The sequence below is a fragment of the Mesorhizobium sp. B2-2-3 genome, from assembly GCF_006442405.1.
Taxonomy (GTDB): Bacteria; Pseudomonadota; Alphaproteobacteria; order Rhizobiales; family Rhizobiaceae; genus Mesorhizobium.
Window position 1 is genome coordinate 33248 of the sequence record NZ_VFWC01000007.1, and the last position, 14131, is coordinate 47378.

At 57.6% G+C, this 14131-nt stretch carries 8 protein-coding genes and 1 pseudogene; 4 read left to right on the forward strand and 5 right to left on the reverse strand.

Going from position 1 to position 14131, the window contains the following annotated elements; translation table 11 throughout:
• Position 1: 1 nt before the first annotated feature.
• Complete coding sequence (locus FJ951_RS14360; protein ID WP_140515488.1) at positions 2–1603, reverse strand: autotransporter outer membrane beta-barrel domain-containing protein; 1602 nt, start codon at positions 1601–1603, stop codon at positions 2–4.
• A 572-nt stretch (positions 1604–2175) separates the two neighbouring features.
• On the opposite strand from FJ951_RS14360, the gene FJ951_RS14365 reads away from it, so the two are divergent.
• The gene (locus FJ951_RS14365; protein ID WP_140515489.1) at positions 2176–2547 is read left to right on the forward strand and encodes a hypothetical protein; all 372 of its coding nucleotides are present in this window, start codon (positions 2176–2178) and stop codon (positions 2545–2547) included.
• Between the two features lie 129 nt (positions 2548–2676).
• Here FJ951_RS14365 and FJ951_RS14370 read toward each other — a convergent pair whose 3' ends face one another.
• Positions 2677–3540, reverse strand: a complete 864-nt coding sequence (locus FJ951_RS14370; RefSeq protein ID WP_181172237.1) for a serine protease — start codon at positions 3538–3540, stop codon at positions 2677–2679.
• A 170-nt stretch (positions 3541–3710) separates the two neighbouring features.
• On the opposite strand from FJ951_RS14370, the gene FJ951_RS14375 reads away from it, so the two are divergent.
• On the forward strand, positions 3711–5492 hold the full coding sequence (locus FJ951_RS14375) for a serine/threonine-protein kinase (protein ID WP_140515491.1): 1782 nt from the start codon (positions 3711–3713) through the stop codon (positions 5490–5492).
• Here the strand turns inward: FJ951_RS14375 and FJ951_RS14380 are convergent.
• The 3 genes and pseudogenes from FJ951_RS14380 to FJ951_RS29095 all read right to left on the reverse strand — a co-directional run.
• Entirely contained in the window at positions 5432–7312 is a 1881-nt protein-coding gene (locus FJ951_RS14380) for a trypsin-like peptidase domain-containing protein (RefSeq protein ID WP_140515492.1), read from the reverse strand. The genes FJ951_RS14375 and FJ951_RS14380 overlap by 61 nt on opposite strands.
• Positions 7313–7388: 76 nt before the next feature.
• Complete coding sequence (locus FJ951_RS14385) at positions 7389–9986, reverse strand: Crp/Fnr family transcriptional regulator (protein ID WP_181172238.1); 2598 nt, start codon at positions 9984–9986, stop codon at positions 7389–7391.
• A gap of 2366 nt (positions 9987–12352) precedes the next feature.
• Positions 12353–12539, reverse strand: a pseudogene (locus tag FJ951_RS29095) (helix-turn-helix domain-containing protein); the annotation flags it as partial.
• Between the two features lie 384 nt (positions 12540–12923).
• Between FJ951_RS29095 and FJ951_RS14400 the strand changes: the two are divergent.
• Together FJ951_RS14400 and FJ951_RS14405 are read left to right on the forward strand one after the other, a co-directional pair.
• Entirely contained in the window at positions 12924–13148 is a 225-nt protein-coding gene (locus FJ951_RS14400) for a hypothetical protein (protein ID WP_140494336.1), read from the forward strand.
• Positions 13149–13333: 185 nt separating this feature from the next.
• On the forward strand, positions 13334–14122 hold the full coding sequence (locus FJ951_RS14405) for a GGDEF domain-containing protein (RefSeq protein ID WP_140494334.1): 789 nt from the start codon (positions 13334–13336) through the stop codon (positions 14120–14122).
• The last annotated feature ends 9 nt before the right edge of the window (positions 14123–14131 follow it).

The following is a 14131-nucleotide window of genomic DNA, read 5'->3' on the forward strand; positions in this document are numbered from 1 at the left end:
GTCAGAACGCGACCCTTAGTCCTGCGGTAACCCCGATATCGTCTATCAGATCGTTCGCCAGGAACGCGCGTCCGTCGATATAGGCAACCCCTCCGTGAAAGATTTCGGCGGCCACTCCACCACGCAACTCGAAAAAGTTCCGGTCGGGTGGATTTGTCTTGAAACTGAAAATAAAGGGGTCAGGCCGGCCGTCCTCGACGAAACTCGCCCTGATCGCGCGTTGGTCATTCGCGAATTCATGGATATAATCCAGTTGCGCGAATGGAACCACCGTCATGCCATCAAAGAGCAAGGGGGTCGACACAGCAAGGCCGATGCGTGTCTGGATGGATGTGATGTCCTGGTCTTCATAGCGAAGGCTGGCGCCTGTGGGTACCCACAAGGTTCCATGTTCTTCCGTTTCCGAATACCCATCAATGCTTTTCCAAAAGGCATCGAATGCCAGCCGGGGACCGACGATCAGCCCATTGTATTCCCAATCATATCCCGCCTTCACATCTGCGGACAATCCATAGACGTGGGGACTGCCGCTGATGATGCCAGCAGTTGTATTTTGCTGTAGAGTTGTATGTCCGGCGACGCCTACATCTATGTTGCAAAGGCTATTACTATAATTTGCACGCATTTTACTCGCGCCGAGTTCCGCCACCAGGAAACCATTTCCTCTCAACTTGGTTTGATAAAATATCGAGCCGCCGAACTCATCCGAGTCGATTGTACCGTCGCTCGGCACGCCGCAGAGATCCTTAAAATCCCCCTTAAGCACCAAGGTGGAGGGGGGATCTTCAGGGTCGTCGAGAAAGTCGGGCACTTCGATGGCTACATTTTTGGGCCCTACAATAACGCCTTGCCCAGTTGAATAGGTTCCCTTGAACCCGACGATGCCGTCATCTGAGATGTTCCATTGTGCGCCGAATTGCGCGGTGAAGATATCGATCTTCCGCGACGGCTCATAGATAGTGGATGATTGACGATAGTTCTCATATTCAAATTGACCAAACACACTGAAGCCGTCGAAGGGGATCAGCGTGTTCACATCCAGAACGCCATGGTTATTCTGGAGGCTGAAGGAGGCATTGGCGGACGGAGGTAGGCTTACTTGATAAAAGTAGTTCGAAAGCGTCTCGCTTTCACTATCCTTGCAGTCTGGATTCTTGGAGGGATCGCATGGCTCTGCCCGGCGGGGGTTGAGGTCGAATTGTGACACCGTTCTGGTTGACTGGAGCGACGACATGCCACCGCCTAAGGCCGATCCACCGGACAACTGGCTGTTCTCTGTATTGGGGGAACAATGTCGAGATAGATTCGGTCCGATTAGTCCTTGATGGCTAATAAAAACGGAGTCATCCCCCAACCTGGTCCGGTCGCCGGCGCTGCCGTTGCCCCCGAGCGGATCGACGAAACCGAAAGTCGTGAGATCCTTCTCCTCTTGGTTGGCAAATTTACAATCTGTATTTCTGCCGCCGTTCCCAAGGAGGTAGTCCAGCGCGCCGCTGTAAGTCTCGAAATTGTGCTGAATTGGCGGCTGGACGACCTGAGCACTCGCGCCGCTGGCCATCAGAAGCCATGCGCACTGGACCGCAATCGCCTGCGTAAATCGCATCAATGACTCCCCAAGTGGCTTTTTTAGCCTGACTTTAGTTTCTGCTCCTTTAGTACGCGCTTACGTGACGACAGTTGCATATTTTGAGCGGATCACAAGGTGCAACGTGTGTCCACTTTCCATTTTTAGATAAGGATGCAGAAAAACCACAGTCGTTGATCGTTCTCGTCACGTACTAGGCTCCTCTCGAAAGACACTGAATTTACTGTCAGAGGCATTGAGTTCGAAGCCGGATTGCCATGTTACTATGTGGACCAACGCATTAGCTGGGCTCAGAAAGCCTCCAACTTCGGGGGGCTTCCATCGCTCGTGGCAGACTGTCGCGACCAATTCTCCTGGATTTTCCTGAATGCATTGTTGCGGCCAAGGCGTCGAGCCGGGTCCGCTTGCGTTGTTGGCTGCGGACGTTCGGAGCGGGCGAAGGGGAGCGTTGCGAAGCCAGCAGCAGCACCTCTCCAGACAGGCAGCGCTTTGCGCAACGCTGCGCAATGTCCGAGACGGCTTCGACGCATGTTCCCTCACCAGCCGACGGCAATGGCGCCGTGGCTGGTAGCAAAGAGAGGAACTGGAAAATGATTACCACCCTTGCAAAGATCGCCTTCACCCGTACTGCGTCGGCCCTGGTCGTCGCGGCGAGCTTATTCTCCGCCGGAACGGCTTCGGCCCACCAACGCTGGGTCGACATCAGCAACGTCGGATCGAGCGAGATAGTTGGTGTTTACATCTCGAACATCGACAAGCAGAACTGGGGGCGCAACCTTCTCGGATCCTATTCCATCGACGTTGGCTACGAGATGACCGTCGATCCGCGCCGGCCGGAGGGCTACTGTCGATTCGATGTACTGATGGAGTTCGCCGACGGTTCGCAAACCATCGCTTGGGACCAGAACCTCTGCGAGCTCACCGACGTCGTCGTCAGCGAATCCGGGTACTACACGATCTGACCGGAAACCTTTGTCCTACAGGCCGTTCGGATCGAGTCCGAACGGCCGGACTGATCAGGACTATACCTTCGCGCTCCAACCCGTCGCCGGTTGACCGGCGACGGGTTTCTTGTGCGAGACCACATAAAACTACTTCGCATTCATCGTAGCGTCGATCCAATCCTTGAACGAGGAAACTCTCGCGTAGATGCCGGGAAACACCGGGTGGCCGCATTGATAGCCCCAACTGACTACGCCGAGTTCAATATAGCCTTTTCCATTGGGTGCTGCGGCGAAGAGCGGGCCTCCACTGTCGCCATAGCAGGAATCACGACCGGTGCCGGGCACGCCGGCGCAGAGTTCGGTGTCGCTTACGGCAAAGTTCGGATTTTCGAGCAGCGCGTAGTTCGCCTTGCACTTGTCGTGATCAATAATATCGATCTCAACCTGGCGTAACTCATTAGGGATCTTGACGTTCTCGGCCGACAACACTTGCCGGAGGTTTTCGGGATTGGCTTGATTGTAAAGCGCCAGGATCGTCGGATCGAGCTTGTTGTCAAAAGTAGCACCCCAGCCGGTCACCATCACCTTGGCGCTAGTCTTGTCGAGCAGTGCGTCTGTTTTCGCGTCGGCGACCCCGATGGTTTCGATATCGTTTATGGGTTCGGCGAGGCGGATCAGTGCGACATCATTCTTGGTGGGATTACGCGTGTAGTCCGGATGCACGATCAACTCCACCGCTGCCATTCTCTTTAGCTTGGCCAGTTCGGAGCTTCCGTAGCCGATAGCCAGCGTCCGCTTGCCCTTGACACAGTGCGCCGCCGTTAGCACCCAGTCAGCAGCGACGAGGGCGCCTCCGCAATAGCCGCTCCCGTCATTGACGTTATTCAGGATGCGCACCTGCCAAGGCCAGTCGCCAACCTTTGCGGTCTCACCACCCTTGATAAAGTCGTCGCTATATTTCGGGGTATCTTCCTGGCAAAGCGCCTGGCCAGCCGATACCAGCGTCAGCATGCAAATAGCAACCCATCGCGTGACGTACGCATTTTCCATGGTAGTCTAACCTCACTCCAGGGAACTCGTTCAGTCGGCCAGCACGCGACGCGCGGAACTCCAGCGCAGGCGCCCGTTCAGTGCATCCATCACATTACCAGCTTTGGCTAAAATACGATAACTTTGTCGGCATGGCGACCATCGAAGAAAAACTCGACGTACTGGAGAAGGGCATCTCCGACAATGTTGAACCACGCAGCCTTTCCAGGCTGCTGGACGATCTCGAACTGGGCTTGGCTCCTGAACCGTCGCAGGTCGTTCGTTACCTGCTTGTCCAGGCCGCAGTCCACAATCGTCTCGGCTCCGGCGAAACTGCCCTCGTATCGCTGCTCGAGGCCAGGCGTCTCGGCATAGATGATCGACTCGCTCCCTTCAGGCCGGCAATCTCGCGCCTCTTCGCTACAGTTTATTCTTGGCGCGGACGAGGCGAAATGGCGGCCTTCGAGCTGCTGCGCGCAATGGCCGAGGCGTCCGGCGACGGCGGTGAGATCGCGAGAACCTTCGCCGAAACTGGCCGGCTGAACAAGGAACTCGGACGTTTTGACGCCTCGGTGCTGCAGTTCGATGCCGCCCTGGAATCGGATCAGCTTACCGAGACGGAACGCGCTCGCGCCATGCTCGGAAAAATGCAGGTGCTGGGGGCTCTGTCGCGACATGCAGAATGTCTCGCTCTCGGCGCCGAGGCAGCGCAACTGATCGCCATGCAGAACGCTCGCCTGCGCCTCCTGCATGGGCTGGAAGTCAGCCGTTCGGCCGCGGCCTTGGGACAATTCGACCGTGCCCGCAGAGTGCTCGAAGAATCCAAACGCTTCCTGCCCGAGGAGACGTCAAGCTGGTCCTGGATCGACTGGACTGAGGCGGGCATCGACATCGAGACCCGCTCACAGACGGCGGCCGATGAGGAGAAGCTGCGGTCAATCATAGAACGCTTCAATGAGGATGGCCTCCCGATCCGTGAGGCTTCAGCCCGGCTGTTGCTAGCCGAGGCGGCGCGCCGCAACGGAAATCTTGAAACGGCCATGGAGGAGGCGAGCATAGCCCTCAGGATCGCAACTGCGCAGGGCAACAAATCGCTGACCGAGCGGGCTCGCGGCGCGATGCTGTCCTGTGACAGAGCGCGAAACTCATCCCAAACCGAAACGCTTGGGTCGCCTATACTGCCCGAGCGCTATCTCCTATGCGAAGTGCTCGGTCGTGGTGGCTACGGTGTTGTGCGCCGAGCTTATGATCTGGAAACCGGGGCGGAACGCGCCATTAAAATGGTCGACTTCTCATCGATCAGTGACGTCGAGAAACGACAAATGATGGTGCGCGATGCTCAGGCCGAAGTCGAAGCAGCACGCCGCGTCCGCCATCCCGGATTAGTCGTGATCTACAACGCCTTTATCGAGGACTCGGTCGTCGTCATCGTGCAGGATTTAGTCAGAGGCATGAACCTGAGGCCATTAATGGGCGAGAACCTTAGCCGTGTCACTGTGCTCGACCTATTCACGCGCATTGCTCACGCGCTCGCGGCTTTGCATGCGGCGGGTATCGTCCATCGCGACCTGAAGCCAGAAAACATAGTCGTCGACGAACGGGGCAACCCGGTTATCATCGATTTCGGGCTCGCCGCATTTGAAAACGATGAAAGTGTGGAAGGGCGGGCGAGGGGTACGCACTCATATACGGCGCCAGAAGTCGCTGGCGGCCGCGCTGGCGCTGCCAATCCAAAGCAGGACATCTATTCGTTCGGGGTCATGCTTGCCGAATTCCTGCCGGCACGCCCGGTGGGCGTTTTTAGCTGGTTGAGCCCGGACCCAGTCGCACGGCTAGTTCGCGGGATGACTGCAGCCGATCCGGCCCGTCGCCCCTATTCGATGCATGCCATCGCCGCGACACTAGATCGCGAACTTCGCGCAGCCTCCGCGTGATCCGCCTTGTAGAGTGTGAGCCGGTAGTCTCGGTTCTGTGCAGTATTGGAAAAGACGATCACCTTCGCCTCTTCAGTTCTATCGGCGGTAAATACAAAACCGGGCCAACGTCCGGTCTTATCGCAATCGGGGTGCCCTGGTCGCCGCAAAATCACCTGCATCGGCTCAACACCGTCGATGTAGGCAAACACCGCATAGCTCTGGCCCTCTTCGAGGTCGATCGAGGTCTGGTCGGCTGGGAGATTAGCCGATAGCGCCTTCGAGAATTTGGCATCGATCGAAAGCAGGCTGTTCAGTTTGCCGGCGGCCTCGGCTAGGAATTGGGTGGTCACATAGCTCTCATGATCGGCGAATTTCTTGGCTTCTTCGTCCCAGAATTTCTTTTCTGCCGTCATATCGAACGTACCCCCAGGGAGCATGTCGCGAACGAGGTCGGCACGCTGTGCATAGTTGACTAGCGCTGCGCTGGGATAATTCTTGTTCACACTGTCACTGCTAGCGTCGGCAATGATGCTTCCAGAACTCACGACCGCCACCACGTTCCCGTCGCGATCGACGACCGGCCCGCCGGAAGCGCCGCCTGTGATGGGGATCGAGTTATGGATGAGTTGGGCGTGCGAGATATCCGTGTCGGAGGCAAACATGAAGAAATTGGTGAGCGAACTGATCGCGCCGAAATGCAACTCCGGCGTCGGCTCGCGTTGGGCCGTTTCGTTGCCGGCGATGTCACGAAGCAAGTAGCCAGCAAATGCCACCTCGTCGCCCTCCCTGAGTTCCGTCAGCGTTGCCGGCGTGGCAAGATCGAGAACGGTGGCGGGATCGACGGGCGCGTCGAGCCGAAGCAGTGCGACGTCATACGCGCCAGGGCGCGTCGCCGCTTGGAATTCGCCGTTCAAACCGACATTGCCCAGCGCGCCGAGATGTTTCGGGAAGGCGGCGTAGGCCGGATGAGCCTGCCAACTGTTTGCACAGTAGGTCCTAGGCGTATCGCCAGGGCTGCGCACGCACAGCCTTTCGCCCGCTTTCAGTGTATCCATCAGGCGGCCAACGTGCGCGTTGGTCACCAACGTCGCCGGTTCCACTGGCCACGCTGTGGCGAATCCTTCCTCCGCTCTGCCATCGCAGACGCCGTTAGCATTCGCTTTGCATTTGATGACGATATATGCCGCCTTCTTCAGCTTATTGATCGTCGCCGCAGGAAACCGTCCGCTGACCTCGTGAGACGCGCGTTCACGTTCGGCCAGCTTGTCCTGCATCTCCGCTAGCAGACCCATCTGCTCGCGATAGTGCAGGTACTGTAAGCCATATGTCCCTACCACCGCGAGAAGCAGCGTCACGAAGCCAGCGGTCGCCCAACGCATGTGCTTGCGAGAAACCTCACGCCACCCACTAACGATCTCCTGAGTACGCGTGCGGAGGGTATCTGTCGCACTGCCGGCTGGCTGCGTAATGATATCGAAGCGTAGTCTTGGCCCGTCCCGACTCCCAAGCGTGAGCGTGTCCCCGGAACAGATCGATGTCGCCGTTTCGACAGGCCTGCCGTTAATCTCGACATATTTATGGCCCTGCCGCACGGCAATCCAGTCGCCGCTAGCCTGCCGCTCAAGAACCAGATGCGTTCTAGATACCCGCCGATCGTCAAGCGGCCATACGAAATCAGCCCATCCCACGCCGCGACCAATCTTGAGGGTATCGATGCCCGCAGGATAAATGCGCGCGGCGCCGCCCGCATCAAGCACCGTCAGGCGGAGGCCGACTTCCCGAGCCCCTGTCCAGCGGGAACGCGGCCGCTCTTTACCCGAACCGCGCAGCGACCTCATTTAAAAATGGCCCCAATCTGACCAACCTGAACACAGTTGAATCGACAAATATGCCCATTTGACGGTCGCGTCGCCGTCACGATTCCCGAACCTTGTAGATCTGCCTGGCGCCACGCAGCACCCGTTCCTGCCCGTCTTCGTTCGGCTCGACCGAAACATTGACCACCGAATAGCGGCCGGGATCCCCACCGCTCGCCACTTCGCGCATGACGAAAGCACTTGTGGCAAAGACGTTACCGATGGCGACGGCGGTTAGGTCGGCGGCGGCGTCAAGCTTCAGTATGTCGTCAAGGCTCGGCGTTCCATCCCTGCCGCGGATTGGGCCAAAATCACATATGATTCGCGCCGAAGAGTCTGCCGCGGCGGCCAACGCTGCCAGGTGCGAGGCGATGAAATGCGCCTCCTCAAATCCCGACGGCATGTAATGTCCTGCGATCCGGCGATCTTTTAGCGCCCGGATGCTAAAGCCCGTTTCGTCAAGCAGCCGTCGAATCTCGGCATTGTCCTGTTGGGAGCGCGCAAAGGCGAAAACCATCGGTGCGAAAGGGTCAGCGCCACGCGGGTCCGCGGGCGTATCCTTGCGCCGCAAACGGGCATCAATGACATCCGCGTTAAAGCCTCGCGCCACGAACTCGGCCAGCGCGTTCTTGGCACCGGCTTTGCTCACCACGGCTTGCGGATGGATAACAGCGAGCATACACGGTCGGGTCATCAAAGCGGCTGCCGCGAAAATCGTTTCACCGGCTAGATGCCTATTGGTGCTAAGATAGTGGTAATCGATCTCAGCTTTTCGTATCTCGTGTCTCCAGAGTTCCGTCACGGTAGCGGCCTGATCGAGGCAGGCAAAATATCGCGCGACCCAGTCCGTCTCAATGTCAGCGCCGTTTCCGACTGCCACCGACAGGTCACAGAAGCGGGCGACAGTGAAGGGCAATGTAACATTTAGTGGAATGCCGGCTTTTAGTACCAATTCGGCAAAGATGATATCGGCCCCGCACCCAAGCGACATATACACGGCCGGAATCTTGCGGCCCTCGAGCCATCCGCTCACTTCGATTGCCAGCAGACGCTCCGCTTCTGTCAACTCCTCCGGCGTGCCATCGCTTGACTTCATGACATGGCCGCTAAAAAAGACGGGATCTCCAATATTGAGGGTGGCGAGTTCGGCCGACGTGTCTGGCCCACCAGCAGCGGAAATCAGGGCGAGCTGGTGACGCGTTGAGGTCGTCTTGGCAAGATCAGCGTCAACGGCGGCGGCAGCAGCGATGAAATGGCCGATTGCCAACTGTCGCTCGCCGAGTACCAGACTTGCTTCGCCCAGCGACGCTAATGCCCAGTACTTTCCCCGCTCACGCGCGGCGAGCCGGCTCGCAGCGAGCGCTAAGGCCTGCCCCTCATCCTCCTGGCCGCCGAGCATGGACAAAGTCGCAGCATTCACGGCGCAATAGTGATTGGGGCTCGCCTCATGGACCTCACGATAAAGGCGCGCCGCCTCCAGTGCCTGATGACGCAGCTGCGGCGATCCCGGCTGGTGAGCACCTATCATTTCCTTACTCAACCGAGCATGCAAACCGCCAATGTCAATGGCAAGCATAGGCAGCCGCGCCGCGAGGAGGGTGTCCAACGCCTGCTCGGCGACTTCGTCGTAACCCGGGAAGTCACCGTTCCGCAGCGAGAGGGATTGCCTCCAAGCGGTCCGCAATCTGTCTTTGAGATCACCCATGGAACTCGTCCAGGCGAACATCGGCGCTGCGAGGATATCCTTCGCCTGCTTGTTTGCGCCGAGCCTCACACTTATTAGCGCAAGCTGGTAGGCGACTACCGGATTATCCGAAAAGACGCTGAGAACGTCCGCGGCGGTTTGACTTGCTTTGGCCAGCAGGCCCCGGGCGGTCTGGTCTTCAATATTTTCGATGACCGCACGCAGGTTCTGGGCGAGATTGGGTGGGCTGAGACCTGCGATCCGCTCAACACGCGCAACATCCGGAAGCGTAATTGGCACGGTGTCCAGCAGTCCGCGAGCCGACCAGTCGGAGAAACGCAGTGACAGCAGCCGACGCGAAATGCCGAGACTGTCAGCAAGATCCTGCTGGGTCAGCCGATGGTCAAATATGCCCTTATTGCCGGCGATATGTCCAAAATCATCGATCTGGGACAGAAGGCTGGCAGCGAAGCGCACCTCAGGATGCATGGCTTTGCGCTCTGCGTGAACGGATGCGATTTCGGTCAGCCGTTGGGCAGCATGCCGTATGATCCGACGACGGAAATCGGCTTCCGTTTGGGCGATGCCTGCAAGCACGGCCGCCGGAATGGCAAGCACGGCAGCATTGCGCAGGATCCGAGCCGAGCAGATGCGTGGCGGCAGCCTTTCCGAAAGCCCTCCGAGCAGGAACTCTACGTCTCCCGCGATCTCGCCTTCGGTCAACCGAAAGCCCACTGGCGATTGCGGGGTGACCGGCGCGCCAAAGCCAACTTGCAAGACCGGACCTTCGCGGCTAGAGGCTGTCGGCACAATCAGGAAAAGACCTGACGCTAGGTCGCCATACCGGAACAGATGGCCATCGACAGCCGGCTCGATCCGGTGGAACTCCGCCGCCTCAGCGATTGCCTGCCACTGAGTCCGCGCAAGCATCCGAAACACCGGAGAGCCGGCGATGATAGACAATTTGTCCACTGCCGCGTTTCCCACTTGCCGGCAGCCTAGCGCATTGAGCTTTAACTGCAATGAGCGACTATCTGTTGTGTCAAGTTGCATGGGCGAATTCAATGCGCGCATCGCGTGCTTTTGCATTGAGGATGACGAGGAGTTTGCGTTCCAGCGCCATGAATGACCATCTTTTCCTTTCCAGCCTTATGCAACCTTTCGGCGAAAGCGCCCAGATGAGTATGTCCAGAAATCGACCCTTTCGCAGTCATCAGCTCCGGTTGTAAGGCGATGTCTCGTCTGCGCGTCTCATCGGAGCGAGCAGCGAACGTCGTGTTCGGCCAGAGCGATTGTCAGTCTTCGCCGCAATGGTCAAAGCGGACGGTTACTGAATATCGCCCTATACCAGGAGCATCTGAGCGATGATGAGGCAATTGAAGCCGACCATGATAACGCCGACGATCTTGTTTCCGCTGTCGGAAATAGCCTCGGTTTAATTGTATGCGATGGTCGTACGGCACATTTAGGATCTATGAAAGCAGAGTGAGGACCAGGAACGAGAGCGTCACGCTGGTGACCGTTGGACCTTAGGTTCCCTTTCGCCGATGTTTTGAGAAGAAGTCAGAATAGCATTTAGAAAGTTGGAACCAAGGTTGGAAACGAGTTCAACTTTTCCAACTTTCGCAGTCGATCATCCCGAAGATATTTTTCGGATTTCACTGTCGTGTGACCACCTAAAAAGGGAGCAAGGATTGTTCCTTGCCCCCTTTCTTTGGATCCACTCAGCCTTCCGATGGTAGTCGGGTGCAGGATGCAGTGCGGTCAGTCCTTCGGATGCGGACGAGGGACTGACGAACGTACCGGTGAGCAGCGTGACGAGATCTATATTCGTTGATACCCTGCCGGACGTTGGCGTCCTCGTTGGCGCAGCGCAGGTCGATACGACACCAAGTAGATACATCTCATGGCACGGCTAAAATTTCGGATCGAAGCTTTACAAAATCGAACAGGTCGTTGCGGGTCACGTCTAAATCGACGTGCTGGCCACAACCTTTCCAGGCGATCCGTGATTGGCGAAGCGGTCGGTAGAATGGCGGGTTCGTTAGCCTCGAGGCTGATATTAAGCCAGATCCTGGCCCTCGGTCGACCTGCCGGTTGGTTGCCGAAGGTCAAGTAGAAAAGGGACCGGGGCTGGCAAGCAGCGGATCCGGCGTCTAAGAATTGGTAACGTCCAAGGATTCTCACGGTTGTTTATTACTCCCATTGCTTCATAGGTGATGGTCGTTGGTTGCTCTCGGCGTTTGACCGATCCGCGAGCCAAAGAAAGCGATGGGGATTAGTTGCCAATCAGATCACGGCCCTCACAGACGGACCATCGTGCTTTTTCTAGACCCGTTGAACAACGGGTGACCTCGAACCAGAACCGCAGCAGGCCACTGGGCTGTGCTGCCATGAGAGTAGTTCAAACGGCGCTGTCGTCCTGCCCAAGATCGCCAAGAGGACGACAGGCGGATCCGATTAGGCTTTAGGAGTAGTTTCGGTGGATGGATATTCCGGTTGGGCTCTGTTCGGCTGAGAATTGAAGCTAACTTCCACCGACTGTGCATCTCGTTGAAGGCGCCGAGCTGATGGCACAACTCGCCGCTGTGAGGCCTCATCGCTGATGACCAACACGGAGGCAGGCCGGATGCGCAATGCCTTACTGAACCAAGAGGGTGAGCGCCTAGGACTATACCTCGATAGCAGCAACCTCCCTGTCGGTCCAACTTGGCACCTGTGCAACGCCCACAGACGAAGGTCCGGACCGGGCCGGACGTGTCCGATTTCATCGTGCGCATAGAATCCTCGGCGGATCTCTCGACGCTGGACTATCTACGGAAAATAGAGTCCGAGAAGGGAGCTATCTACCCTCTACTGTGTCCTAAAAATCGGCGGCAATGCCTTGCTGATGTGTTTCGTTTGTTTTGGTGGCTCACGGTCTCGCCGAAAGGATGGCTCGACGCGAATAACGAACACCAGAACTGTAGCCGTGATCGTGCCTCATCTTGATCCAAGTTGCCCAAAGGCGCGAAGCGCCGGAACCATGGAGAAGAACCGAACCCTGGAACCAGGAAGAAGACGGGGGAGGGTGTGATCGTGTGGCCGGAGACACCCGGGGGGGTAGTTTGAACCAGGGAATGGCCCCCGGTGTGAATACTGCAATGAGACGTCACTATCAAAAATCCCCTACTGCAAAAAAAATATAATATTTTCCCGATAACCCGAGGCCATAATCCAGATAATGATTATCTAGATAATGCTGCTGGATAACTTTGATTATGTATCAGATAATAGCTTCGCCCGTCCGTCGTTTCCCTATCCTTATTCTTCTCCTAAGGGGAACGGCAGTTGCGGGTAAACGGAAGCTGATTGGCGTGGCGATAGGGCCGACGCGATCGATCCGTCAGCCCCTCCAGGCCGCTATCGTTGGTAGCGCGCGAGGATCTTGTAGCCGGTCTTGCGCGAGATATCGAACTCTCGGCAAAGCACGGCCATCTTCTCACCGTCCAGCAGCCGGGCGACGAACTTCAGCCGCTCTTCCATGACGTTACACTCCTTCCAAGGCACCTTGCTCTCCTTGCAAAGGGCCGAAAGTGTAACCCATCTATCCGGAATGAACTGTCACCCATCTCTCGGGAAGGGCATCAACGGCTTAGCTGCTCTGGACGTGAGAAATTTCAACGCGGGCAGGAATCCGGTCGGAACTTTTCATCCCTTCTCGTCTTCACGAATGCGCTTGCCGGCGCGACGGCGGCACGCCGCCGCCGCGGCGCCCTTTCCGTATTATTTCGTGACCTTGTCGCGCGGGAACCTTCGTAACGATCATGCGTTCGGGGCCTTGTATTCGCGGTCCCTCATAAAAGTAAGCATTCGGGCTGCGAATGGCGGGCAAAACAAGCATGGGTTGGGGAAGGAGAAAACCGCGTCATGTCGAAACGTGAAATTGGAACGTCGCCCGCCTTGGGGCGACGTATCGCCGAGCTCAAAGCCAAGATGCAAACCGCCCGGATTTCCGACCATGAGCTGAAGACCTTCCACAAGGTTGCCGCCATCATGGGAGCGGGCGAAGGCTCTCTAGGCCTGGATGCCGACGATCTGATCGCGGCATCCTTTGTTGCAGAGACGCTGGGCGAATCGGCGCCCAACGGCTGACGGCAGGACCCTCCTGTCGTAGGTCCGGATCGATGATCCGGACAAATCTTCGAGACGCAGGCCGGAGGCGGCCGCCGGTCCGGCGGCCGTAACCCTGCAACCTCTGCCGTCGAATTGGAGGGAAAGTCTTATCGTTTTGTTTGCGTTGGCGCGTCATAGTAGACGCGGCTAACGGAGTTGAAGAGATGAAGCTCGACCTGTCGCCGACGAGTTGGGGCAGGGTGATCGCCGTCACCGCCGCCGGCACGGCGTTCTTCATTGGCGTGGCGTTTTTCGTCGATTCGTTCAATTTCCCGTATCTTTCCCCCGAAGCTGTGTGGCGGGCTCAGCTGACCGACATTCTGTTGCCCCTGGTGCTGGGTGGATCGTTTCTCTTCTTCCTGATGTGGAAGATACGCCAGTTGGCCATTGCCCAGCGCGATCTCACCGTCGTTGCCGCCACCGACAGCCTGACGGCGGTGCTCAACCGCGGCGCTTTCTCCATGCTGGTCGAAGCCTATCTCGAACAGGTCCGCAAACAGGCGTCGGCCAATTCCGGTGCACTGCTGATCATCGACGCCGATCACTTCAAATCGATCAATGACCGGCTTGGGCATGACTGCGGCGACCAGGCGCTCAAACTGATCGCGCAGACGATCAAGGATCAGCTCCGCGGCACCGACATCGTCGGCCGCATCGGCGGCGAGGAATTCGGCGTGTTTCTTCCCGGTGTCGATCCCTCGCAATCCTGGCTGGTTGCCGAAAGCATCCGCCGGCGAATTCGTGAGGTGGAATTTTCGCCGGGCGGCCGGTCCTGTCCGCTTTCCGTCAGCATTGGCGGTACTGCCTTTAACGGGCCGACTACCTATGAGGAGATATTCTCGGCAGCCGACAGGCGGCTCTATGCAGCCAAATCGAATGGACGCGACCAGGTCAGTTTCGATCCGATGGTTTCTCAGCAAACGCCGCCAGCCGCGACAATCACGGTTCATTGAGGCGGATCC

Bases quoted from the DNA above. Each gene is read 5' to 3' on its own strand.
- FJ951_RS14380 (WP_140515492.1), bottom strand. From the start codon at position 7,312: ATGAGGTCGCTGCGCGGTTCGGGTAAAGAGCGGCCGCGTTCCCGCTGG.
- FJ951_RS14370 (WP_181172237.1), bottom strand. From the start codon at position 3,540: ATGCTGACGCTGGTATCGGCTGGCCAGGCGCTTTGCCAGGAAGATACC.
- FJ951_RS14365 (WP_140515489.1), top strand. From the start codon at position 2,176: ATGATTACCACCCTTGCAAAGATCGCCTTCACCCGTACTGCGTCGGCC.
- FJ951_RS14400 (WP_140494336.1), top strand. From the start codon at position 12,924: ATGTCGAAACGTGAAATTGGAACGTCGCCCGCCTTGGGGCGACGTATC.
- FJ951_RS14405 (WP_140494334.1), top strand. From the start codon at position 13,334: ATGAAGCTCGACCTGTCGCCGACGAGTTGGGGCAGGGTGATCGCCGTC.
- FJ951_RS14360 (WP_140515488.1), bottom strand. From the start codon at position 1,603: ATGCGATTTACGCAGGCGATTGCGGTCCAGTGCGCATGGCTTCTGATG.
- FJ951_RS14375 (WP_140515491.1), top strand. From the start codon at position 3,711: ATGGCGACCATCGAAGAAAAACTCGACGTACTGGAGAAGGGCATCTCC.